The organism is Arthrobacter sp. JUb115, from assembly GCF_004365035.1.
GTDB lineage: Bacteria > Actinomycetota > Actinomycetes > Actinomycetales > Micrococcaceae > Glutamicibacter.
In genome coordinates this window covers 231,239-252,914 of record NZ_SOBS01000002.1, presented here as the reverse complement: position 1 = coordinate 252,914, position 21,676 = coordinate 231,239, and the positions used below count along the sequence as shown (strand labels likewise).

Genomic DNA, 21,676 nt, shown 5'->3' with positions numbered 1-21,676 from the left:
ACTTTAGATAGAGAGAAGGGAATCCACATGGGTGGCTTACAGGGATGGCATTTGGTCATCATTATCGTGCTTGCACTGCTGCTTTTCGGCGCTCCAAAGCTTCCAGGCTTGGCTCGCTCGATGGGCCAGTCGCTGCGCATTTTCAAGTCCGAGGTTCGCCAGATGAAGGATGATGATCCTAAATCTGAAACCGTTGATGGCACCATCAATGATCCGAACCCCAACGAAAAGAACAACTCGTAGACCTCTTCAGTGGCAACAAATAAAGACAAGAACCCGCACAGCAAGAAGAAGCGGGCCAAGGACGCAGAAGGTCGGATGGCTCTCAAAGAGCATCTGATTGAAGCACGGAACCGGTTATTCAAGTCGCTCATCGCGCTGACCTTGGGCACGGTAGCCGGTTTCTTCGTATACGACTGGCTGCTTGCCTTGCTGATCGCACCCGTGAAAGCTGCCGGCGGCTCGGTAGTGTTCACCGCGGTGATGTCACCCTTCGACATCATGATCAAGGTGGCGCTGTTCGTCGGCCTGATCGTTTCCTCGCCGGTGTGGCTCTACCAGCTGTGGGCATTCATCGTGCCGGGACTGAAAAAGAACGAGCGCCGTTTGAGCTACAGCTTCGTAGCAGCCGCGGTTCCGCTGTTCCTTGGCGGCGTGGCGATGGCCTACTTCGTTCTTCCGTTTGCGCTGGAATTCTTCATTAGCCTGTCGCCGGAGAACTCGGATAACCTGCTGAACATTTCCGAGTACCTGCCGTTTATCTTCCGCCTGCTCCTGGCATTCGGCTTGGCCATGCTGGTACCGGTACTGATGGTTGGCCTGAACATGGTTGGCGTCCTGCCAGCCAAGCTCATCTTGAAGAACTGGCGTATCACCGTCTTCCTCATCGCCCTGGTTGCCGCTATGGCAGCACCAGGCGGCGATGCAATCACCATGTTCGCGTTGGCTGGACCGTTGTTCCTCACCTTCGCCGTTGCCACCTTGATCTGCCACTTCAACGACAAGAAGCGCGCAAAGAAGCTGGCGGCACGGGAAGCCGAGAATGAACGCCTAGCAGCTGGTGAAACTTCTGGCATTGAAACCCCTAGCTCGATTGACGAACCTAAATCCCAGCTCTGAACCAGGGCAAGAAAGTGAACGACCACAAGTGACTTCACCCGCGGAACGCTACGCGAATTCCAAGGCACGGCAGGTCGAAAACGGCACTGCACTTCCTGGATTCCGGGCAAGCATCTCCTTCGACCTGGATCCATTCCAGGCCGAAGCTTGCCAGAAGGTCGCAGAAGGGCACAGCGTACTGGTCGCTGCGCCCACCGGCGCCGGAAAAACTGTTGTTGGCGAATACGCCATCTACCAGGCTCTAGGCGAGAACCGCAAGGCTTTCTACACCACGCCCATCAAGGCGCTGAGCAACCAGAAGTATTCGGAACTGGTCAATCGCTATGGAGCGCAGAAGGTCGGGTTGCTGACCGGCGACACCTCCATCAACTCCGAAGCGCAGATCGTCGTCATGACCACCGAAGTGCTGCGCAATATGCTGTACGCGGATTCCCAAACCCTCGACGGCTTGGGCTACGTGATCATGGATGAGGTCCACTACCTCGCCGATAAATTCCGTGGTGCCGTATGGGAAGAAGTCATCATCCATCTGCCGTCCAACGTGCAGATCATTTCACTCTCGGCAACCGTGTCCAACGCCGAGGAATTCGGTGGCTGGCTGGATACCGTCCGGGGCCAGACCGATGTCATCGTCTCCGAGCATCGCCCGGTGCCGCTCTTCCAGCACGTCATGGTCGGCCCTAACGTGGTGGACCTGTTTGCCGAAGACGTAGCCTTCGACAAGGTGGCTGAAGACGATTCAAAGGCCTCGGTCAACCCCGAACTGCGAAAACTCGTACGCTCCCACAGCCCTGGCGGCCGAGTGCAGCGCGGCCGGGGTCGCGGCGGCCGCGGCCCCCAGCGCAGTTCAGGCATGGGGCACCGCATCAACCGTCCAGCGGTTATCGGGAAGCTTGACCGGGCTGCTCTGCTGCCAGCTATCTTCTTCATTTTCTCCCGCAAGGGCTGCGATATGGCCGTGCAGCAGTGCGCCATGGCTGACCTGCGCCTGACGACCAATGAAGAAGCCGCCGAGATCGCGCAAGCGCTGGATGAAGTCGCCTACCGGATCCCCAGCGAAGACCTGGACGTTCTGGAATTCTGGTCCTGGCGCGATGGTCTGGTTCGCGGCTTCGCTTCCCACCACGCCGGCCTGCTCCCGATCTTCAAGGAAATCGTTGAAGACCTCTTTGCACGCAACCTGATCAAGGTGGTGTTCGCAACCGAGACCCTGGCACTGGGCGTGAACATGCCAGCACGCTCGGTCGTGCTGGAAAAACTGGTCAAATTCAACGGCGAATCCCACGTGCAGATCTCTTCGGGGGAGTACACCCAGCTCACCGGCCGTGCCGGGCGCCGCGGCATTGACGTCGAAGGCCATTCAATTGTTGTCTGGAACCCCGACCTGGAACCGGAATCCTTGGCAGGACTCGCTTCGAAGCGAACCTATCCGCTGAATTCCTCGTTCCGTCCGACCTACAACATGTCCACCAACTTGCTGGCGCAGTTTGGCCGTGAACAGACTCGTCAAATCCTCGAAACCTCCTTTGCCCAGTACCAGGCGGACCGTTCGGTGGTGGGCATGGCGCGCCAGGTGCGTTCCAAGGAAGAGTCCCTGGCCGGCTACGCCAAATCGATGGAATGCCATCTCGGAGATTTCACCGAGTACCTGAAACTCCAACGAAACCTGGCCCAGGTCGAGAAGAACGCTGCGAAGGACCGCCGCCACGAGCGCCGTTCGGCAGCTGAGCAGTCCCTGCAGGCCGTGATCCGCGGCGACGTGGTGGACCTGCCAGGTGGCCGCCGCTTCGGCCGCGCCGTGGTCGTCGAGCTTGATAAGGCCATGTACAACCCGCGACACACCGTGCTGACCGAAGAAGCGCAGCTTCGCCGGCTCTCGGTGGAAGACCTCAACGGACCAGTGCAGATTATTTCGCGGATCAAGATTCCCAAGGGATTCAACGGGCGCACACCGAAGGAGCGCCGGGACCTTGCTTCATCCTTGCGCAACGCGATCTACGAGTCGCGTCCTCCACGCCAGGACGCCCAGAGCTTTGATTTCGAAGGCTCGGATTCCTTCGAGCGTGAAATCAACGCACTGCGCCTGGAGCTCAAGGACCATCCTTGCCACGCCTGCTCGGAGAAGGACCAGCACATGCGCTGGGCCGACAGGTACTGGAAGCTGAAGAAGGACACGGACAAGGCCCGTCGCGCCATCCGCGGGCGAACCAATACCATTGCCACGCAGTTCGACAAGGTCTGCAAAGTGCTCGAGCAGTTCGAATACCTCGTGCCTTCCGAGGGCGGCGAAGATTTCGCGCTGACCGACTCGGGCCGCCGCCTGCGCCGCATCTATGGCGACCGCGATCTGCTCACCAGCCAAATCCTGGAGACCGGCAAGCTCACGCAGCTCAATGCGGAAGAACTCTGCGCGGTTGTCGCCAGCCTGGTCTACCAGGCACGCCGCGACGGGGACCGTGCCGATCCGAAAATGCCAACGGGCAAGATCGATGACATCTGGAATAGCACCATCAAGATTTGGGGCGAGCTATCGGACGCTGAAGAGGCCTTGGGCCTTGACCCGACCGCTCCACCGGAATCCGGTTTGATCTGGCCAATGTACAAGTGGGCCCGCGGTTCGAGCCTGAACAGCGCGCTGCGCGGTACCGATCTGGCACCGGGTGACTTCGTGCGCTGGGCCAAGCAGGTCATCGACACCTTGGACCAGTTCGCAAAGAATAGCGACCTTCCGCCATTGCTGGTTCGCAATGCCTACAAGGCAGTAGACCAGATCAAGCGCGGTGTAGTGGCCTACTCGAACGTGCTGGAATAGCCAGCAGGTCCAGCCGAAAATCTTATTAGCCAGTGCACGAGAAAAGGGAGACGCTGATGGCAAAAACACTCTACCGAAACGGGTCCATCTACTCAGCGGCCGATCCATTTGCTACCGCAATGGTGGTGGACGGCGACACCATTTCATGGTTGGGCGGCGAGGACGCCGCCGAGCGCCATGCGTCTGCCGTCGACGAAGTGGTCGACCTCAATGGTGGTTTGATTACCCCGGCGTTCGTCGAATCCCACACGCACCTTGCCGCCTTGGGCCGCACCCTTTCGGGAGCCGATTTGGGTGCAGCAACCTCGGCTTCTTCGCTGCTTTCCCTCGTCGCCGAGCAGGCGCAGAAGTCGACCAAGCTGGTCCTGGCTCAGGGGTGGGACAACTCGAACTGGGCTGACCAGCAGCTGCCCGCGGAAACCGACCTGACCAGTGCCGTGGAAGGCCGCGGCTATTACCTGGCGCGTCGCGATGTGCACAGTGCCCTGGTCAATCGGGAACTGCTGGATCTGCTGGACCTGGGCCACCTCGCCGCTGGCATCATTTCTGGTGCGGATCACGACGCCGTGCGTGAAGCCCTCACCAATACGCAGAAGGCCGAACAGGAATACCAGCGCCTGGCACTGGAGCACTACGCCTCGCGTGGTTTCGCCAGCGTTGTGGAGATGGCGGCCCCGCATATTGAGGGCCGAGAGGCGCTGGAGCAGTTGCTGGCCATCGACAACCCTGAACTGCCGCAAGTCCATGCCTACTGGGGCGAACTGGTTAGCGATGCAGACATCGCCCAGGAGCTGGTCGCATCCTTCCCAACGGGAAAGGTGCTGGGCTTGGGTGGCGATCTTCGCGTGGATGGTTCGCTAGGCAGCCACACGGCGTACCTGCGCGAAGACTACAGCGATCAGCCGGGCGAACGCGGCACCCTGTACCTGAAGCGTGACGAAATTGCGGCCCACCTGGTCGCTTGCAGTTCCCGGGGGATCCAGGCCTCGTTCCATGTGATCGGAGACGGCGCCCTGGACGAGGTGTTGGCAGGTTTTGACCTGGCTGCTGAGCAGATTGGGGCAGCTAAGCTGCAGATGTGCCGGCACCGTCTGGAGCATGTCGAGATGGTTGATGAAGACTCGCGGGCCCGTTTGCTGCAGTACGCCATCATGGTTTCGATGCAGCCGGTCTTCGACCATGCGTGGGGCGGCTCGAACGGCATGTACGCGCAGCGCCTGGGGGAGCGCGCAGCATCGATGAACAACCTCTCCGCTATGCTTTCGGCTGGTGTGCCAATGGTGCTTGGCTCTGATGCTCCGGTAACGGAGGTTGATGGCTGGCAGGTTGTTCGCGCCGGCATGAACATGACGAATGCTGAGGCTCGCATTTCGGCTCGTGCGGCCTTCTTGGCTCAAACCCGATCCACCTACCGCGCCATGGGCGAGATGAACCCGTTCGCCGGGCAGCTCGTGATCGGCGCGCCGGCGACTTTTGCAGTGTGGACTGCCTCTGAACTTGCTGTGCAAACTCCGGACGTCCGAATCAGTTCTTGGAGTACCGATGCACGAGCTGGAACTCCGATGCTTCCGGTCGTTGATGAGGAAATTCCGCAGTGCCTGCGTACAGTACGCGCTGGAATCACGCTTTTCAATACCCTTGAGCCAAGCGAATCGGCTTAAAGCGAAACAGATGCTCAATAAGCAGAATGAATTCGCAAAATTTGCCCTGACTAGTGGTGTCTAGGTAAAGAGTGAAGTCATTTGATGGTTGACAGCCTAGGTGGGGTACCCACTAGGCTGGTCTAAGCGCCTCTTCGAGATGCACATGCATTGCGTTGGAAACTACGCAATTTAAACAACGATCCTCAGTGACCTTAGATAACATTCTCTGTGCCTTTCGGCGTGGAGAATAGGGCCGAAGTCACTGAGGATCGTTCGTTAATGCGGTGTCTCCAGCGCGCTGATTGGCAAATGATGACTATACTTTGAGTTTGGATTAACTCTTTTCGACCCGGTGTCCTGCATAAGCCATGCAGTCGACGCCGAGCAGGCAAGAGGCTTTGTGTTGTATACCCAGAAAGGTGCCGCCGCGTGCGCGTCATTACAATCATTCCGACTTACAACGAACTGGAGTCGCTCCCGCTGACCGTAGGACGCTTGCGTACCGCAGTTCCTGACTCGGATGTATTGATCGTTGATGATAACTCGCCTGACGGCACCGGAGAACTTGCAGACAAGATGGCTGCTGAGGACTCGAATATCCACGTATTGCACCGTACCGGCAAGGATGGCCTGGGAGCCGCCTACATTGCAGGTTTCGAATGGGCGTTGGCTCGCGACTACGACGTACTGGTAGAGATGGATGCCGATGGCTCGCATATGCCAGAGCAGCTTCCACGCCTTTTGGAAGCCAGTGCCGCGGGCGCAGATCTCGTAATCGGTTCGCGTTGGGTCAAGGGCGGCGAAGTCGTGAACTGGCCAATGCTGCGCAAGATCATCTCGCGCGGCGGCAGCTTCTACTCGCGCACCATGCTGGGCTTGCCTCTGCGCGACATCACCGCAGGCTACCGCGCCTTCAAGCGCGAAACCCTGGAAGCAATCGATTTTGACGCCGTTGAGTCGCGCGGCTACGGCTTCCAGGTGGACATGACCTTCCGCGTGGCCATGCTGCGCAAGACGATCGTTGAAGTTCCCGTGACCTTCGTAGAGCGCGAACTGGGCGCGTCGAAGATGAGCGGCAACATTGTGTTCGAAGCAATGTGGAATGTCACCCGCTGGGGCTTGGGCGCCCGGTGGAAGAAGCTGACTTCCAAGAAGTAATACCCGTGGTTAAGCGAACTGGCGTGCAACGATGGATCGTTGCACGCCAGTTCGTTTAACCAGGAATCATCATCAGGTCTCGGGCAGGCAGTGAAATACAAACCAGCCCACCGCCCCAAAGGCGGACTGTGCAGGATGAAGATAGCTTCTACGAAGCTGCTTAGGCCGGCGGCGCTGGCCGCGCAATTTCATGCAGGCTCTTTGACGCAGTTGAAAATACTGGGCGTGGTCTTTGAGCCCCATAGCAGACAGGCAAAAGAGTGAGGGCTGGGTTTGATAACCATTGGTCATCAAACCCAGCCCTCAACCAAGCCCCTACGGCCATGCTAAGGCAGCATGGAACCGTGCGTGGGGGAGATTAGGCAGTTTCCCCGCGAGCAGCGCGCAGCTGCTGGAGGCGGTCTGCCAGAGTCTTTTCCAGTTCTTCTTCGGAACGGCGCTCAAGAAGCATGTCCCAGTGGGTACGGACAGGCTTTTCATTGCCCGGTTCTTCGGCCTTGGCTTCGCCGTGGACGAGCTTGGCTTCCTTACCGGTCTTGGTGTGCCAGGTTGCTGGAATTTCAGCTTCGGCAGCAAAGACGACGAAGACGGTCTCGCCCTCTTCGGTACGGTATTCCACACGCTGACGGGCAGCCGGCTCCACACCTGCCTCAGATTCCATGCTCTGTGCACCCAGGCGCATGCCTCGTAGGCTGCGATCGCTCATGTTTTCCCTCCGCGATGATTGAAGAATTCGCTACACGTACCAACGTTTGGCACTCGGAAATAATTCCCTCCGACTAGAGGTGAAGATAATTCTTGGTGCCAAAACATCCATTATACGCGTCTGCGGCGAGGTGCATTGTATGCACCTCGCCGCAGACGGCTAATCGGTTCTAAACCAGCTGTTGCTACAGGTTGCTACCTGGGGCCGATGGCGATTCCGGAGTGGCAGGCTTGCTGCCCGATCCGTTGCCGCCCAGCGCTCCGCCGATGCCCTTGAGTGCTTCGGTCAGTTCGCTTGGAATCACCCACAGGGTATTCGAAGTGCCTTCGGCAAGCTTCGGCAGAGTCTGCAGGTACTGGTAGGCGAGCAACTCATGGTCCGGCTTGCCGGCGTGAATTGCATCGAAGACCTTCTGGATGGCCTGGGACTCGCCGTCAGCGCGCAAGATTGCGGCCTGTGCATCGCCCTCGGCTTCGAGGATGGAAGCCTGGCGTGCGCCTTCGGCAGTAAGGATGGAGGACTGCTTGGTGCCCTCAGCGGTCAGGATGGCAGCACGGCGGTCACGCTCGGCGCGCATCTGCTTCTCCATCGAGTCCTGGATGGACAGAGGTGGATCGATAGCCTTCAGCTCGACACGGGAAACACGGATGCCCCACTTGCCGGTTGCCTCGTCAAGGACACCACGCAGCTGGCCGTTGATCTGGTCGCGGCTAGTCAGGGCCTCTTCCAGATTCAGGCCACCGACGACATTACGAAGCGTAGTGGTGGTCAGCTGTTCTACGGCCTGGATGTAGTTAGCGATTTCATACGTCGCGGCACGCGGCTCGGTGATCTGGAAGTAGACCACGGTATCAATCGAAACTACCAAGTTGTCCTCGGTAATAACTGGCTGCGGCGGGAAGGAAACAACTTGTTCACGCAGGTCCAGCAGCGGCAGCAAGCGATCCACAAAGGGGATCAGGATTGTCAGACCGGGATTTAGGGTTCGGTTGTACTTGCCGAGGCGCTCAACGATGCCAGCACGTGCCTGCGGCACGATGCGCACGCTGCGCAGTAGGACGACAATCACGAAGATTGCCAGAACGACAAGCACAATAGTCAAGCCAAAGCCATCTGAATTCATGGTTCGTACTCTCTTTCCTTGTGCAGTAGTGATGAATTTGGGGGCGTCAGGCTAGCTAGCCGTTAGCAGGGTCAGGGGACTTCGCGGTGAGGTATGCAGTTGCCCCGTCGATACGTGAAACCACGGCATAGGTGCCGGGATTCATGGTCGGAACGCTGGATTCAGCACGGGCGGTCCAGATCTCTCCACGGATCTTGGCCGAACCCGACATGCGCGAGGTCGGCTCGAGAATAAGTGCATCCGCACCGATTAATCGCTCGATATTGGTGCGGAAGCCCTCGGGTGATTTCCGTAAATGTTTGACGGCAATAGGTCGAACCAGGAAGATCATCAACAATGAAATGACGCAGAATACAAGGACCTGCAACCACATGGGTCCACTGAGCAGTGCGACCGCTACACCACCAAGGGCACCTACGCCGAGCATGATGAAGTAGAGATCAAGAGAAAGCATCTCGATGATCGCCAGCAGCAAGAACAGTGCCAGCCAGATCACCCAAGCGTTGCTGATGATCCATTCGGCTGTTGTCATGGCATTCACCTAAATTCTGTTAGGACATTGACCAGTCGTAACTGGTCTTTCCTACATTCTGCCGTAGAAGGCAGATAAAAGGTGTAGTCATTTTGGGGTATCTTCTAGCCCTGCGTGACGAATGCGTGTACTCCAAAGGAAGCTGTTACAGGCTGGGAACCCAACGCCAGCGTCTGCTGATGAAGAATTTCAGGGGAGAGGTGGTGCCCGGACGGACCCATGAATGCAAGGTTATAGAGATCGTCCGCATTCAGGTTCATCCGATATGTCAGATTCTTGGATCCGCGATGATTAAGGCCTTCAGCCGCAAATTTTTCCACCAAGGCGGCTTGCTTGCCCTGTCCTACGGTGAGCATGCCCAGCGGGTCGACGACTTCGTTGAGATGATCTGGTTCGCCGGTCACGACAATGCATAATCCACCAGTACGCAGTACACGTTGGAACTCTGCCGGGTTATGCGGTGCGAAGCAGTTGATCACCACATCGCGTGATCGGTCGGCAGTAGGCAATTTGCGCCAGACATCCCAGACCACAGCGAGCGTGCTTGGAACCTTCGCGGCACGACGCATGGCAAAGCGGGAGATGTCCAGAGCCAAAGCATCAAGTTCAGCAGCAGGAGAGTTCTCTAGAATCTTCCCCAGGTAGTAGCCGGTACCTGCGCCCGCATCCAGCACGTCAAGCGAATGTCCGTCGTGATGATCATTGATCAGCTCGGACAGCGCGCGCGCCAGAGGCTCATAATGTCCCTTTGACTGGAAAGCATCGCGGGCTTGGACCATGGCCGAGGTGTCTTCGAGGAAGTTCGTTCCTTTGCCAGTAAGGAAGTTGAAGTAACCCTGTTTGGCAGCATCAAAACGATGCCCGGCTTCGCAACTCAGGGTTCTATCCCGAGATTCCTCGAAGCCAAGGGGTTGCTCGCAGACCGGGCAAGTAACGTTCGTGGTGCCGGAGAACATTAGAATTTCAGAACCTCTTGTGCCGTTGCAACGTCCATGCTTTCATGGCGCCACAGTTCGGATTCGTTAATCAAGGAGCGGGTAAGTGCTTTGTCGATATAGACAGTGCCCGACAGATGATCAGTTTCGTGCTGGACAATGCGGGCCTGCCAACCGGAGAAGCTTCGAGTTATTTCCTGGCCGTCCCGATCTTTATAAGTGGCGGTGATATCGGCGGCCCGGCTCACTACGCCTTGGAATCCTTCGAAAGACAGGCAACCTTCGTAGAAGACTGCCGCGCGCTCTGTTGATGCCGTATATACGGGGTTGAAGATCTCGAAGTACTCCAGCGGCTCACGCTCTCTGTGCGAGGCAGCTTCCTCCGGAATGGGATAGAGATCTTCGAGCACGGCAATCTGCAGGGGGATACCCACCTGAGGAGCGGCGAGTCCTACGCCAGGGGCGTCGTACATGGTCTGGCGCATTGCTTCAAGGAGTTCTTCGAGCAGTTCCTGCGGAAGCTGCTGCTCGTAGGCCACCGCCTGCTGGCGGAGAACGGGATGTCCCAGCTGGACAATAGGCAGTATGAGGTTCTCATCTGCAGTCTCCAGGACTTCTCGAACTATATTCTCGATGTCCTGTGCGGTGTACTCGGTGTTCATCGGCAAGCGCTAGTCCGTTCGTATTCGTTGAGCTGAAGTTGAGCCAGGCGCGAGGTGAGTCGGGCCTTTTCAGTGTCATGCAGCATGTGTCCAAGATTGCCCAGATTGTCTGCGGCGTACAGATGGACTTCCACGTTCTTGTCGTAGAAGATATCGATAAGATTCGCCAATCGGCGTTCCTCATCCATTGGCATGGTGGCACTAGCTGGGATGCAGGTTATATGCCAGCGCGAATACCGGCTTGCCAAATCCAGATAGTCGGCAGTGTTGCGGCGGGTTCGGCAGATCTGATCGAAGCTGATCCAGATCTCATACGCATTCACGTGGACTGGCCCGATTTCGTCGTAGCCGATCTGGATCATCGTATCGTGGACCGGCAGTTCTCCTGGTGCTTCGAAGAGATTTAGCGTGCCTCTCCGATACCCGTCCAAGACCTGCTCGGGATCGGCGGCGAGCTGTCGGTAGTCCACCGAATGATCCAGTGAGAATACAGTGAAGTCCCGTTGGATCCGGTCAATAATTGGCTGAACCAGGTGATGGAAAGTGTCATCGTCAAGCAGCTTCTCCGGCCCGTAGTTCGACGTAGTGACCAGCTGGATCTCGTGTTCCGTGCAATGCCGAATGAGCTTGGCCATGAACATCGCGTCGCCAGGTTCGGTGCAATGGAACTCATCGAAGACCAGCAACTGCAGTCCAGCGAGCTCGCGCTCAAGCCCTTGCGAGAAAATCGCGCCCAGCGGCTGGCCCGGGACACGGTTGACCGGGGAATTTACGCGCTGGAAGAACTCGTGGAAATGGAAGCGCGCTGTCGTGGTTTCAGGCAGCACCGAGACCAAGGTATTGATGATGAGGGTTTTGCCTCGACCAGGAGGGCCATAAATGTAGACGCCAGGGTGCTTTGCCGTCATCGTCGTACGCAAAGTACGTCCTAGAAGGTCGATCAGATCACTCTGAACCGGGTCAACTTCGATACCTTGCAGCTTGAGAGCTTCGCGGATCTGAAGAGCGTACTTATTCCCGTGGGGAATGCGTAGCAACGGATTAGCCATATCTAAATTTTGCCACTGAGCGCAGACGCGGCCAATCTTCTGTGATGCAATCGCCACCATTCCAGCTTGCAGGGATGCCTTGCGGTGCCGAGGCGACGTTAAAGTGCCTAGTCAAGAAGCCTTCGATTTATTTCGAAACGGATGATTTAAATAGGGGAGTGCTCCCAAAGATGGCTACGAGCCTGTTTAGTCTTGTGAATTTTGAGCATACCTATCGCTTTATCTTGATCCGTGGCCATAATGGACACACCCACAGAGCTGGGTTGAAGCAGTTGAATCGAACCAGGGCGGGCGAAATGCGGAGAGGGAGCGCGTGAGATGACCAGCGAATTCATTGTCCCAACGGCTGAAGACGAGATCGTCTCCAGCGATCTTTTGGACATGTCGGCAACGGTACTCAAAACCTTGTCGGATCCGGCAAGGCTCCAGATGCTCTGGGCGCTGTCCATGGACGATCTTTCCCTGTCCGATTTGGCTCAGTTGATCGGCGTTAGTCCAACGGTTGCCGGCCAATTGCTATCCAAGCTGCGAGCAGCCGGTGTATTGCAAACGAGGAAGTCCGGCCGCCATGTCATCTACTCGATGCATGATGAGCGATCGCGCGAGTTCATTCGGCAGACCCTGGACTTCGCGAGGCATCGGCTGGATTTGCAGGATCAGCGTCAACAAGCTGAGCAGTAAGCGGCCTTCGAAATCCGAGGCGTAAATGGACGAATAAGGCTACTTCCAGCGACATTGCGAATAAGCCGATAATCTACATTATGTAAAGTAATGGAAATCCACGACTCCCCACGCAGGGTCTCACTGCAGCCATTTGTGCTGGCTGCCCCGTCTATCGAAGCAGGCTCCTTTCATGCCCATCATTCGAAAGTTCGCGGACGCTTCGGCGGGATCTGTGGATCTCAGGTGGTCCTTCGGCGTATCGACCGACAGGCTTTGGCAGGCAATGAGTGATCGTCAGGCATTGCCACTCTGGCTGGGAACTCACGTCGCTGGAAGCCTTGGCGTGGGTTCTACTGTGCAGATCGAGCATGCGGAAAACTACATCTGCGAAAGCCGGATTGAACAGGTCGAGCCAGCATCCGCCCTCGTGATGTCCTGGAAGTTTCCGGAAGAATCTGTGTCGGAGGTTAGTTTGACTCTGCAGTCGAGCCTCTTCGGAGCTGAACTTGCGCTGAGCCACTCCAAACTCAGCGTTGGCGTCTCGAATTACTTGGCGGGATGGGAAACGCATCTCATGTATCTGGAGGCCGTCCTGCTTGGGGCTCCGCGCTCGATGGATCAATTCTGGGACGTTTATCAGGAGGTATTCGAGAACTAGGGCGCTTTCCTCTTGCCACTCCCCTCGATGTTATTCCAAACGATGATCGATCCGGCTAGAGTACACCGCGCCGGGTCAATGCCGACCTCAAATCCGCAGCGGAAGCAAAGTGATGTGTGTGGATCCCGAGATCGGTCGCCCCGACAAGTTTCCCGGCGGAATCGTCGGTAAAGAGGATCTGGTTTGCACACAGGTGCAGAGCATTGATTACGTGCAGAAATGCTCGTCGGTCTGGCTTCGGATAACCGATTGTTGCTGAATTGAATACTCGGGCGACGTGGGTGGCGATTCCTTGCCGCTTAAGTTCGATGTCAATGGTGTCGCTGCCGTTCGTGAGAATGGCGGTGGTGATACCTGCACGTTGTAGATCGTCGAGTAGCTGCAGCACATCCTGATCTACAACGGGCTCTATGCGACCCCATGCGTTGGCGGCTTCCGTGGATCCAATGCTCTTCCCAATCTCCTTGATCCATGTCAAACGAGATATTTTACCTGTAGTGAGTCCTTCCAGGCGAGCAGGGTCGAAAGCCGCCGCGTTCAAAGTGCCCGACGGCAACCCATATTCCATTTCAACGTCAGCAGTGGCGGCCTCGGGAAAGTTGCGGATCACTCCGTCCAAATCGAAAACTACTGCGTGGATCATGGGGCAATCCTGCCAGATGCAGGCGCATTGGGGCATCTGGGGCCAAGTGCATGCGGTGCCTTTCCTGCAGCGAGGGCCTGCCTAGAAATCTAGCAGGTGCTGCGTCAACCGGGAACTCCATGTTCCAGGGCAGGATGTCGGCGGTATCCCGGGAGCCAGATAGGCTAGTACTTGACCGAGTTCCCGGACTACTCCCCTATCTACCTTCAAGGACAGAAAACACCCTATGTCTCCAAGCGCCCTGTACCGTCTAGTTGCCCGCGCTGAAGCTGTCACATGGACGATGCTGATCATCGCATTGATTTTGAAGTACGTCGTCAAGGTTGGTGATTGGCCTGTATCCATTGCCGGCTTCATCCACGGCTTTGTCTTCCTGACTTATGCAACGATGGCTGTGCTCATTGGCATGAATCAGCGCTGGAGGAAGTCGCTGATCATTGGAGCTGCCGCGACCGCCGTCGTCCCATATCTGACCATTCCTTACGACAAGTGGCTGGAACGCAAGGGAAAGCTGGAAGGTACCTGGCGTACCGAAGCAACCGATCATCCAGATGATCGCAAGTGGACCGACGCGACGATGCGTTGGCTTGTTGCCCGCCCGGCGCTGACCACGGTCCTGCTATTCGTCGTTATTGCCGGTATCTTCTCGGCCATGCTTTTCATTGGCCCTCCAGGTGGCGAGCACTAATCATGGATTCTATGAGGAGCAGGCTGCTTTCGCCTGGGCATCACTGAATGCACTGACTCCTCAATCCAATTTGCCTGGCCCGGTCACTTCCATGTGTTCTTGGCCAGGCAAATTCTGTTTAATCCGGACATAGCAGGGTAAGGCTCGAACTACTTGGTGGTGCGTTGCTTCGGTGCGTAGTGAACCATCACCAACATTCCAATTAGCTCTACCAAGGTCTGGCTAACGACCACGGCAGAAGCTAATTCCAGCTCCGCGGGCAAAGCCAGGGCCAGGGGAAGCACCACCAGAGAATTGCGTGTGACGCCGCTGAAAGTAACTGCCCGCCGCGAGGCGGTGGGCAGCTTGAAGAGTTTCCCCGCGGAGTATCCAAGGACATTCATGATGCAGATAAACAGGGCGAAAACCATAATGGCCAGCCCTAATTGACCCAGGCTTGCGCTCACCGTGAAGATCTGCGAGCCCACCACGCTAAATAGCGTTCCCATCATCAACGGAACCATTAGATAGTCGGCCCAATCCCCGATGGGCTCTGCCCAGGTAAATCGTTTGGCGAGTGCCTGGGTGAGTGCTGCTGCCAGCAGTGGGAGCACGATCAGTCCCAGCAGTGCCCCCAGGAAAGGAGCTGGCACGATCACGTCGATCGCCGAGGGTCCAGCAAATATATAGAGGTATGCCGGCACGAGCAGCATCTGCAAGATCAACAAGAGCGGTGTGGCCGCCAGCAACCGTTGGCTGTCTCCCCCGGCTAAGCCGGTAAAGACGATAACGTAGTCGATGCAGGGCGCTAGCAAGACCAGCAGCACGCCGAAGAGCAGTGCCTGGTCCCCCGCCACTATTCGCGATAGCCCGAAGGCCACGAGCGGCACCACGGCAAAGTTGACCGCGCACAGTGCACCCATGAAGCGAGTGTCCCGGAAGGCCTCCGGAAAACGGGTCAGCGGCATGCCCAGGAAAGTAGCGTAGAGCAGCAATCCAAGGAACGGGTTAACCGAGTTCTCGAGACCCTTGCTTGCGGCAGGCAAGGCCAGGCCGAGAACGCAACCGGCAGTGATCGCGGATAAATAGAGGGCGATCTGGTGCGTTTGCATCCATGCATTGCCAGGCCAGATCTTCATAGGACTAATGCTAGAACAATAGCTGCGGCCACCATGGCCGTGAGCTCATTCGGGCGAGCCTCGACGGCGACCTTCTGTGTCTGAACCGACAACGATCCAGCCAACGCCGAATTACTCACGGACACCGGGGTAAACCTATGATGAGTACATGAAGGATTCTATTCGTAAGTGGCCGCTGTGGATGGCTGTCGACGTTGTTCTCATTGTTCTATTCGCCCTGCTCGGTCGACGTGAACACGAGCATGCCTTGAGCATTGGCGGCATCCTGATGACCGCCCTGCCGTTCTTGGTTGCCTACGTCGTCGTGACCTTGCTGTCCAAGCCTTGGACCACGATCAACAAGCTCTTCCCTGTTGGCGTACTGGTCTGGGTGGTGACCGTAGCAGCGGGCCTTGCGCTTCGCGTTGGCATGGATTCCACTGCGGCACTCCCCTTCATCATTGTCGCGACATTGGTTCTGGGCGCATTCTTGATGGGGCGTCGGCTGGTTACCTCAATGGTGGCTAAGCGGCTAGGTAAATAGCAGGCCGAGCCCGTAGGAACCGGCAGCGACGAGACCGCTGGCGAAAGTCCCCAGAATAAACTGTTCGGCGGCGCGATGGTTTTTCAGTTCAGAGAACCGGCCAAGACCCTTGACCGCCAAGACGACGGCAATGCCTTCTGGCCAACCGGCCCAGAGGCTTCCAACGATGGCCGTGCGCTCCAGGAGTCCGATCCACAGCCCGCCTCGAAGCGGTGAAGGGTCGGACTCCTCCTTTTGGAGCTCGACATCATTCTTCGCAGCAAGCCGGAAAACAAGTTCCGTAAACGGACCGCCGAAACTAATGGCAAAGATGGAACTCAGGACGATCGCGTACACCGGCGAAAGCCCGTTCTGCTCCAACGAAGTTTGAGAAGCAACTGCCAGCAGGGCCGAGAGAATGGCGAACAGGGCAGAGCCCACAACTAGCCAGTCGCGGACACGAGCTCGTTTGCCCATGGCATAGCCAAGGTAGGCAGCTATGCAAGAGACAAACGCCGCCAGGCTCAGACTCCCCCAAGCGATCCAAAGCATTTACTGCTCCTTTAGCATCTTCAGCTGTCGGTTCAGCGATTTGGCAGCTTCATCCATCATTCGGTTCGCCTCAAACCATAGCGCGGCCGACAGACGAGAAGAGACAGCCTGCTGGGTGATTCCTAATTCTTGGGCAATCTGCTGCTGGGTCAGGCCTTCATCGGCCAGAGTGCCAGCTTCCCATGCCGTGGCCCGTCGCTTTGAAACTATGCAGGCAGTCAGCTGGAGCTCGGCTTCCAGGCGGGTGGCTTCATGCGACGGTCCATGAACAGCTAGATGCGCATTGGTGTTCTTTGCCCGCTCAACTGCGACACGAGCATATTCAAAGGCAGGCCCCCGTCCGGCACGGGTTTCTTCGGGCAGTGGCGTTTCAACTTGCCCGAAGCCAATGCCGACACTCCAGTCCCCTGAAGCTGCCATCATCACTGCCAAGCGAATTGCTTCGTTGGCGTTATCCAAGACAGCTTGGACTTCATCGCCGGCGGTTCGCTGGAAGGGGCGAACCACTGGAACGGTAGCATTAGCTTGCTTGACTAGAGCCTCCACCTTGTCTTCGGTGGAACGTGAACGCCGCTGGTCAATGGTCAACACAATCATGAAACAATTGTAAAACTTTGTATCCGAATCTACAAATTAAAATCATTGTACTATGCGAAGCGGGGCGATGCGCCCATGCCTCTCATTCGCTGCTTTTCGACTAGAGTTGATTCCAGATCAGCCGCCTCCTGGCAGGCGACAAGTTAGAACCGAAAGGCACAGTGATGGTCACCGCATTCGTCATGATCCAGACTGCAACGGACAGTATCCCTGAATGCGCTAAGCAGATCTCCGCAATCTCGGGCATCAGCGAAGTCTATTCCGTAGCAGGCGACTGGGACTTGATTGCAATTGCACGAGTCAACAAGCACGAGGACCTTGCCGAAGTCATTGCCAATAAGCTTTCCAAGATTCCAGGCATCCGCGGCACCCAGACCCACATTGCATTCCGCGCATATTCGGAACATGATCTTGAAGCAGCTTTTTCCCTAGGCCTAGGCGACTAAGGACTTTTCAAGAACAAAGCCGGCCTTCGGTTCAGCGATTGTAAAATCGCGAACCAAAGACCGGCTTTGTTGGCATCTGACGGTGCTACGCGCCTACGATCGCCTGGGTCGTTGAGGACCAGGCTTCCAAGGTCGCCTTCGCCGCACCGGAATCGATGGAATGCGCTGCTTTCCCAATCGCCGCCCGCATGCGGTCTTCGAAACTGCCTTCAGCAGTATCGCTGTAAGCCACCATTCCGGCAGCCGCGTTCAGGAGGACCGCATCTCGAACGGGTCCGGGACTCCCCGAGATGACATCTCGTACAACCCCTGCGTTATGTAGTGCATCTCCACCGCGCAGATCATTAAGCGTCGCACGGGCAAATCCCACGTCCCGGGCATCGAACGTGAACTCGGAGACCGTGCCGTTGCGCACTTCCCAGACGCGGTTAGCTGTAGTGGTGGTTAGTTCATCCAGTCCGTCATCCCCGCGGAAGACCAGCCCACGCACGCCACGGCTTGCAAGAACGCCCGCCATGATTGGTGCCATGACCATGTCGGAGCAGCCGATGGCGGATGCGCTGGGCAATGCGGGATTGGTCAAGGGGCCCATGAAGTTGAAAGCGGTTGGTATGCGCAATTGACGGCGTGCTCCGGCAACGTGGCGCATCGAGGGATGGAAGACGTTGGCGAAGCAGAACGCAATCCCAACCTTGTCGTACACCTCTACAAGGCGCTCGATTGGTACCTCCAGGCGGACGCCCAATGCTTCAAGCACGTCGGCGGAACCCGAGGACGAAGAGGATGCGCGGTTGCCGTGTTTAACTATGCTCACGCCGGCGCCAGCGCACACCAGTGTGGCCATCGTTGAGATGTTGACGGTGTTCTGGCGATCGCCACCGGTCCCAACAATGTCCAAAGTTTGTGCATCGATGGTCAAAGGGCGCGCATTGGCGACCATGGAGTCCACCAAGCCGGTCAATTCGGCCACGGTCTCACCCTTGGATCGCAGTGCAACCAGGAACCCGGCAATCTGAACGTCGCTCGCCTCGCCGGACATGATCTCATTCATTGCCCAAGCGGCCTGTTCGCGGCTGAGATCGCCACCGTTGATCAGGGTGGCCAATAGATCTGGCCACGTCGGGAACTTTTCGTTTACAAGGCTCGTTGACACATGGGAAAGCCTATCCAGACACCGGGGCGCTACCCAATTCATGTCGTTAGATGATGTGGCTCAGGTCGCTAAAAATGCCTAGTTTCTGGGGTTAAATACGAAACACTTTCGTTGCATAAATGATTGTTTCGTGAGACTCGCCGGACGAAGCTCTACGAATTGTAGAAAGAGTTTTCTCTGTACTTCCGCATGTTTCCGCGGATGTTGCCAAGATGTGGCGCAACAAACCTCTGCCAACCCGCTTTTGCATTGGTATCTGAGGGGCATTTAGAGACATAATGTCAGTGTGACAACTGCGACTCATGCCCCAAATACGACGGCGCCACATGCGCCGAACCGCCCAAACATGGTGTCGGTGGGAACGATGGTGTGGCTCTCCAGCGAGCTCATGTTCTTCGCCGCCCTCTTCGCCATGTACTTCAGCCTCCGGGCTGCCGCGCCCGAACTATGGGCGACTGAAACTGCCAAGCTCAACGTACCGTTCGCGCTGGTTAACACCATCATCCTGGTGTCCAGCTCGTTCTCGTGCCAGCTAGGCGTGTTCCGTGCCGAAGAATTCAAGCCTCGCCGTTCCGGTGGGCTTTTCAACTTCAAGGAATGGGGAATGATTGAATGGTTCATTCTTACCTTCATCCTTGGCGCGATCTTCGTTTCGGTTCAGGCCTACGAATACGCTGTCCTCGTTAGCGAGGGCGTGGCATTCGACTCGAACTCCTACGCTTCGGCCTTCTACATTACGACCGGCTTCCACGGCATTCACGTCGCTGGTGGTCTGATTGCATTCTTGCTGATCATTGGTCGTGCGATGCTGGCTAAGAAGTTTGGTCACTTCGAAGCAACCGGCTCCATCGTCGTGTCCTACTACTGGCACTTCGTTGACGTTGTTTGGATCGCCCTGTTCGCGATCATCTACTTCTTGAAGTAGCAACTTAAATTCATTAGTTGCCTCAACAAGAAGTACGGCAACACCACACCAAAGAAACTAAGTGAGGAACCAGCAAGTGAAGGCTCTTTCGAAAAAGCGCCGCCACCCGCTCGCCGCTGTGGCCCTGCTTCTGTTCGGATTGCTGATTACCGGCAGTCTTTACACTGCAGCCGGTAACATCAGCGAAGCGAAGGCAGCTGAGACCACTTCTGCATCGCAGGCCGATGTAGAAGAAGGTCAGAAGCTTTTCGTCGCCAACTGCGCTACTTGCCACGGCATGAATGCCGAAGGCTCTGACTCCGGTCCATCGCTGATCGGCGTTGGCGCGGCTTCTGTTGACTTCCAGGTCGGCACCGGCCGTATGCCGATGCAGATGCAGGGCCCGCAGGCCCAGGTCAAGCCAGTACAGTTCGACGACGAGCAGATCTCCCAGCTGGCAGCGTATGTTGCAAGCCTGGGTGCAGGCCCAGCGATCCCTGATGAGGAATACTTGGATACCACCCAGGGCGACGCCGCCCACGGTGGCACCGTCTTCCGTGTGAACTGCGCAATGTGCCACAACGCGGCTGCTGCCGGTGGCGCGTTGACCCGCGGCAAGTTCGCACCAACCCTGACCGGTGTATCCGAGAAGCACATCTACGAAGCGATGGCTACCGGCCCACAGAACATGCCAGTGTTCAACGACTCGAACATCACCCCAGAAGAGAAGCGTGACGTTATCACCTTCCTGAAGACCATTGAAGCAAATGGTTCCGCTGGCGGTGCAGCCCTGGGCTCCCTGGGTCCAGTTGCTGAAGGCTTGTTCACCTGGACCGCAGGTCTGGGTATCATCATTGCCTTCACCATTTGGTTGACCTCGCGTCCTTCCTAAGGCAAACCCGCGGCCTCGGCCGTAACCATCACTACGTACATAAATTCCTAACAGAAGGATGAGAGAGAAACATGGGCGACCATAGTCACGGCAGTCCCGAAAACTCGGGCACCGTTGCTAAGGCTGACGATGTAGCTCAGGATCGATTCCCAGATCCGGGCTTACCACCCCATCGTCCGCGTCTCGCAGACCGCGATCCGCGCGCAGCCAAGCGACATGAGCGTCAAGTAGCGCTCCTATTTACCATCTCCATCATCGGCACGCTCTTCTTCTTCGTGGCCTACTTCGTCCTGGGCCACCTGGGCGAGATGACCTTCGCTGAACTGCGTGTGCAGAACGCTGCACTGGGACTGGGCACCGCTTTCGCGATGCTCGGTATCGGTGTGGGTATTGTTCACTGGGCCAAGACCCTGATGCCGGATCACGAGCTCATGGAAATGCGCCACGAGATCCGCTCGGAAGAAGATCGCCAGGATGCCGTCGAAATCATCGATACCGTGCTCGAAGAGTCCGGCATCAAGCGTCGTCCGCTGATCCGCAATACCCTGATCGGTGCCATCGCCTTGGCGCCAATCCCAGCAATCTTCATGTTCCGCGACCTGGATCGCACCGGTAACACCGCGAACGAGATGATCGATTCCCTGCGCCACACCATGTGGGACAAGGGCATCCGTCTGACCCGCGACCCATCTGGTACCCCGATCAAGGCTTCGGATGTGCAGATCGGTTCCGCATTCCACGTGATCCCAGAAGGCCTCAACGAGACCGAGCACCCGCTGAACGAAAAGGCCAAGGCCGTCGTTCTGCTGATGCGCATGGATCCAGCAGAAATGCAGATCTCCGAGGGACGCGAAACGTGGAACGTCGACGGCATCGTCGCATACTCCAAGATTTGCACCCACGTGGGTTGCCCGATTGCTCTGTACGAGCAGCACACCCACCACTTGCTGTGCCCTTGCCACCAGTCGACCTTCGACCTGACGCAGGAATGCAAGGTCATCTTCGGCCCAGCTGGCCACGCACTGCCACAGCTGCCAATTACCGTGGACTCCGAGGGCTACCTGGTAGCTCAGAGTGACTTCCACGAACCAGTTGGCCCGTCCTACTGGGAGCGTGGTTAA

General features: G+C 57.1%; 24 protein-coding genes. 13 read left to right on the top strand and 11 right to left on the bottom strand.

Features of this window, described 5'->3' with window-relative positions; translation table 11 throughout:
* Positions 1–27: 27 nt before the first annotated feature.
* From tatA to EDF61_RS04330, 5 genes are all read left to right on the top strand, one after another.
* Positions 28–243 (top strand): Sec-independent protein translocase subunit TatA, encoded by a 216-nt coding sequence (gene tatA / locus EDF61_RS04350; RefSeq protein ID WP_105657843.1) that lies wholly within the window; start codon positions 28–30, stop codon positions 241–243.
* Between the two features lie 9 nt (positions 244–252).
* The gene (tatC, locus tag EDF61_RS04345; RefSeq protein WP_133833371.1) at positions 253–1,119 is read left to right on the top strand and encodes a twin-arginine translocase subunit TatC; all 867 of its coding nucleotides are present in this window, start codon (positions 253–255) and stop codon (positions 1,117–1,119) included.
* A gap of 28 nt (positions 1,120–1,147) precedes the next feature.
* The gene (locus tag EDF61_RS04340) at positions 1,148–3,931 is read left to right on the top strand and encodes a DEAD/DEAH box helicase (RefSeq protein WP_133833370.1); all 2,784 of its coding nucleotides are present in this window, start codon (positions 1,148–1,150) and stop codon (positions 3,929–3,931) included.
* A gap of 56 nt (positions 3,932–3,987) precedes the next feature.
* Complete coding sequence (locus tag EDF61_RS04335) at positions 3,988–5,592, top strand: amidohydrolase (protein ID WP_133833369.1); 1,605 nt, start codon at positions 3,988–3,990, stop codon at positions 5,590–5,592.
* Positions 5,593–6,003: 411 nt separating this feature from the next.
* Complete coding sequence (locus EDF61_RS04330; RefSeq protein ID WP_105657847.1) at positions 6,004–6,732, top strand: polyprenol monophosphomannose synthase; 729 nt, start codon at positions 6,004–6,006, stop codon at positions 6,730–6,732.
* A gap of 358 nt (positions 6,733–7,090) precedes the next feature.
* Here EDF61_RS04330 and EDF61_RS04325 read toward each other — a convergent pair whose 3' ends face one another.
* The 6 genes from EDF61_RS04325 to zapE all read right to left on the bottom strand — a co-directional run bounded on the left by EDF61_RS04325 (position 7,091) and on the right by zapE (position 11,799).
* A complete protein-coding gene (locus EDF61_RS04325) occupies positions 7,091–7,438 on the bottom strand; it encodes an RNA polymerase-binding protein RbpA (RefSeq protein ID WP_105657848.1) in 348 nt (115 codons plus the stop codon).
* Between the two features lie 184 nt (positions 7,439–7,622).
* Positions 7,623–8,561 (bottom strand): SPFH domain-containing protein, encoded by a 939-nt coding sequence (locus EDF61_RS04320; protein WP_105657849.1) that lies wholly within the window; start codon positions 8,559–8,561, stop codon positions 7,623–7,625.
* Between the two features lie 55 nt (positions 8,562–8,616).
* Entirely contained in the window at positions 8,617–9,093 is a 477-nt protein-coding gene (locus EDF61_RS04315; RefSeq protein WP_105657869.1) for an NfeD family protein, read from the bottom strand.
* Between the two features lie 104 nt (positions 9,094–9,197).
* Entirely contained in the window at positions 9,198–10,049 is an 852-nt protein-coding gene (locus tag EDF61_RS04310; RefSeq protein ID WP_133833368.1) for a putative RNA methyltransferase, read from the bottom strand.
* Positions 10,049–10,690 carry a peptide deformylase gene (def, locus tag EDF61_RS04305; protein ID WP_105657851.1) on the bottom strand — a complete coding sequence of 214 codons (642 nt, stop codon included), beginning with the start codon at positions 10,688–10,690 and terminating at the stop codon, positions 10,049–10,051. Before def ends, EDF61_RS04310 begins: the two co-directional genes overlap by 1 nt.
* Positions 10,687–11,799: an AFG1/ZapE family ATPase gene (gene zapE / locus EDF61_RS04300; protein ID WP_133833367.1), complete on the bottom strand. Its 1,113-nt coding sequence runs from the start codon at positions 11,797–11,799 to the stop codon at positions 10,687–10,689. The genes def and zapE overlap by 4 nt, the downstream gene beginning before the upstream one ends.
* 258 nt (positions 11,800–12,057) lie before the next feature.
* On the opposite strand from zapE, the gene EDF61_RS04295 reads away from it, so the two are divergent.
* Positions 12,058–12,420: an ArsR/SmtB family transcription factor gene (locus EDF61_RS04295; RefSeq protein WP_105659237.1), complete on the top strand. Its 363-nt coding sequence runs from the start codon at positions 12,058–12,060 to the stop codon at positions 12,418–12,420.
* 172 nt (positions 12,421–12,592) lie between these two features.
* Positions 12,593–13,060, top strand: a complete 468-nt coding sequence (locus EDF61_RS04290) for an SRPBCC domain-containing protein (RefSeq protein ID WP_133833366.1) — start codon at positions 12,593–12,595, stop codon at positions 13,058–13,060.
* Positions 13,061–13,115: 55 nt separating this feature from the next.
* Here EDF61_RS04290 and EDF61_RS04285 read toward each other — a convergent pair whose 3' ends face one another.
* On the bottom strand, positions 13,116–13,703 hold the full coding sequence (locus EDF61_RS04285; protein WP_133833365.1) for an HAD-IA family hydrolase: 588 nt from the start codon (positions 13,701–13,703) through the stop codon (positions 13,116–13,118).
* Between the two features lie 226 nt (positions 13,704–13,929).
* Here EDF61_RS04285 and EDF61_RS04280 point away from each other — a divergent pair, with 226 nt between their 5' ends.
* Positions 13,930–14,391, top strand: coding sequence for a DUF3817 domain-containing protein (locus EDF61_RS04280; RefSeq protein WP_105661272.1), 462 nt, complete (start codon positions 13,930–13,932; stop codon positions 14,389–14,391).
* Positions 14,392–14,540: 149 nt separating this feature from the next.
* On the opposite strand, the gene EDF61_RS04275 is transcribed toward EDF61_RS04280, so the two are convergent.
* A complete protein-coding gene (locus EDF61_RS04275; RefSeq protein WP_105661273.1) occupies positions 14,541–15,509 on the bottom strand; it encodes an arsenic resistance protein in 969 nt (322 codons plus the stop codon).
* A gap of 148 nt (positions 15,510–15,657) precedes the next feature.
* Between EDF61_RS04275 and EDF61_RS04270 the strand changes: the two genes are divergently transcribed.
* Positions 15,658–16,032 (top strand): DUF3054 domain-containing protein, encoded by a 375-nt coding sequence (locus tag EDF61_RS04270; protein ID WP_105658356.1) that lies wholly within the window; start codon positions 15,658–15,660, stop codon positions 16,030–16,032.
* On the opposite strand, the gene EDF61_RS18935 is transcribed toward EDF61_RS04270, so the two are convergent.
* Both EDF61_RS18935 and EDF61_RS04260 read right to left on the bottom strand, forming a co-directional pair.
* Positions 16,021–16,563, bottom strand: a complete 543-nt coding sequence (locus EDF61_RS18935) for a hypothetical protein (protein ID WP_208294227.1) — start codon at positions 16,561–16,563, stop codon at positions 16,021–16,023. The two genes, EDF61_RS04270 and EDF61_RS18935, sit on opposite strands and share 12 nt — an antisense overlap.
* A complete protein-coding gene (locus EDF61_RS04260) occupies positions 16,564–17,160 on the bottom strand; it encodes a sigma factor-like helix-turn-helix DNA-binding protein (RefSeq protein WP_105661274.1) in 597 nt (198 codons plus the stop codon).
* Between the two features lie 164 nt (positions 17,161–17,324).
* On the opposite strand from EDF61_RS04260, the gene EDF61_RS04255 reads away from it, so the two are divergent.
* Positions 17,325–17,606: an Lrp/AsnC family transcriptional regulator gene (locus EDF61_RS04255; protein WP_105658354.1), complete on the top strand. Its 282-nt coding sequence runs from the start codon at positions 17,325–17,327 to the stop codon at positions 17,604–17,606.
* An 85-nt stretch (positions 17,607–17,691) separates the two neighbouring features.
* On the opposite strand, the gene trpD is transcribed toward EDF61_RS04255, so the two are convergent.
* Positions 17,692–18,759 (bottom strand): anthranilate phosphoribosyltransferase, encoded by a 1,068-nt coding sequence (trpD, locus tag EDF61_RS04250; RefSeq protein ID WP_133833364.1) that lies wholly within the window; start codon positions 18,757–18,759, stop codon positions 17,692–17,694.
* 286 nt (positions 18,760–19,045) lie between these two features.
* Here trpD and ctaE point away from each other — a divergent pair, with 286 nt between their 5' ends.
* From ctaE to qcrA, 3 genes are all read left to right on the top strand, one after another.
* Positions 19,046–19,684, top strand: a complete 639-nt coding sequence (gene ctaE, locus EDF61_RS04245) for an aa3-type cytochrome oxidase subunit III (RefSeq protein ID WP_105658353.1) — start codon at positions 19,046–19,048, stop codon at positions 19,682–19,684.
* Positions 19,685–19,760: 76 nt separating this feature from the next.
* On the top strand, positions 19,761–20,555 hold the full coding sequence (gene qcrC, locus EDF61_RS04240; protein ID WP_105658352.1) for a cytochrome bc1 complex diheme cytochrome c subunit: 795 nt from the start codon (positions 19,761–19,763) through the stop codon (positions 20,553–20,555).
* A 71-nt stretch (positions 20,556–20,626) separates the two neighbouring features.
* A complete protein-coding gene (qcrA, locus tag EDF61_RS04235) occupies positions 20,627–21,676 on the top strand; it encodes a cytochrome bc1 complex Rieske iron-sulfur subunit (protein WP_105658351.1) in 1,050 nt (349 codons plus the stop codon).

Bases quoted from the DNA above. Each gene is read 5' to 3' on its own strand.
- tatA (WP_105657843.1), top strand. From the start codon at position 28: ATGGGTGGCTTACAGGGATGGCATTTGGTCATCATTATCGTGCTTGCA.
- EDF61_RS04335 (WP_133833369.1), top strand. From the start codon at position 3,988: ATGGCAAAAACACTCTACCGAAACGGGTCCATCTACTCAGCGGCCGAT.
- EDF61_RS04325 (WP_105657848.1), bottom strand. From the start codon at position 7,438: ATGAGCGATCGCAGCCTACGAGGCATGCGCCTGGGTGCACAGAGCATG.
- EDF61_RS04320 (WP_105657849.1), bottom strand. From the start codon at position 8,561: ATGAATTCAGATGGCTTTGGCTTGACTATTGTGCTTGTCGTTCTGGCA.
- EDF61_RS04315 (WP_105657869.1), bottom strand. From the start codon at position 9,093: ATGACAACAGCCGAATGGATCATCAGCAACGCTTGGGTGATCTGGCTG.
- EDF61_RS04310 (WP_133833368.1), bottom strand. From the start codon at position 10,049: ATGTTCTCCGGCACCACGAACGTTACTTGCCCGGTCTGCGAGCAACCC.
- def (WP_105657851.1), bottom strand. From the start codon at position 10,690: ATGAACACCGAGTACACCGCACAGGACATCGAGAATATAGTTCGAGAA.
- zapE (WP_133833367.1), bottom strand. From the start codon at position 11,799: ATGGTGGCGATTGCATCACAGAAGATTGGCCGCGTCTGCGCTCAGTGG.
- EDF61_RS04295 (WP_105659237.1), top strand. From the start codon at position 12,058: ATGACCAGCGAATTCATTGTCCCAACGGCTGAAGACGAGATCGTCTCC.
- EDF61_RS04290 (WP_133833366.1), top strand. From the start codon at position 12,593: ATGCCCATCATTCGAAAGTTCGCGGACGCTTCGGCGGGATCTGTGGAT.
- EDF61_RS04285 (WP_133833365.1), bottom strand. From the start codon at position 13,703: ATGATCCACGCAGTAGTTTTCGATTTGGACGGAGTGATCCGCAACTTT.
- EDF61_RS04280 (WP_105661272.1), top strand. From the start codon at position 13,930: ATGTCTCCAAGCGCCCTGTACCGTCTAGTTGCCCGCGCTGAAGCTGTC.
- EDF61_RS04275 (WP_105661273.1), bottom strand. From the start codon at position 15,509: ATGAAGATCTGGCCTGGCAATGCATGGATGCAAACGCACCAGATCGCC.
- EDF61_RS04270 (WP_105658356.1), top strand. From the start codon at position 15,658: ATGAAGGATTCTATTCGTAAGTGGCCGCTGTGGATGGCTGTCGACGTT.
- EDF61_RS18935 (WP_208294227.1), bottom strand. From the start codon at position 16,563: ATGCTTTGGATCGCTTGGGGGAGTCTGAGCCTGGCGGCGTTTGTCTCT.
- EDF61_RS04260 (WP_105661274.1), bottom strand. From the start codon at position 17,160: ATGATTGTGTTGACCATTGACCAGCGGCGTTCACGTTCCACCGAAGAC.
- EDF61_RS04255 (WP_105658354.1), top strand. From the start codon at position 17,325: ATGGTCACCGCATTCGTCATGATCCAGACTGCAACGGACAGTATCCCT.
- qcrA (WP_105658351.1), top strand. From the start codon at position 20,627: ATGGGCGACCATAGTCACGGCAGTCCCGAAAACTCGGGCACCGTTGCT.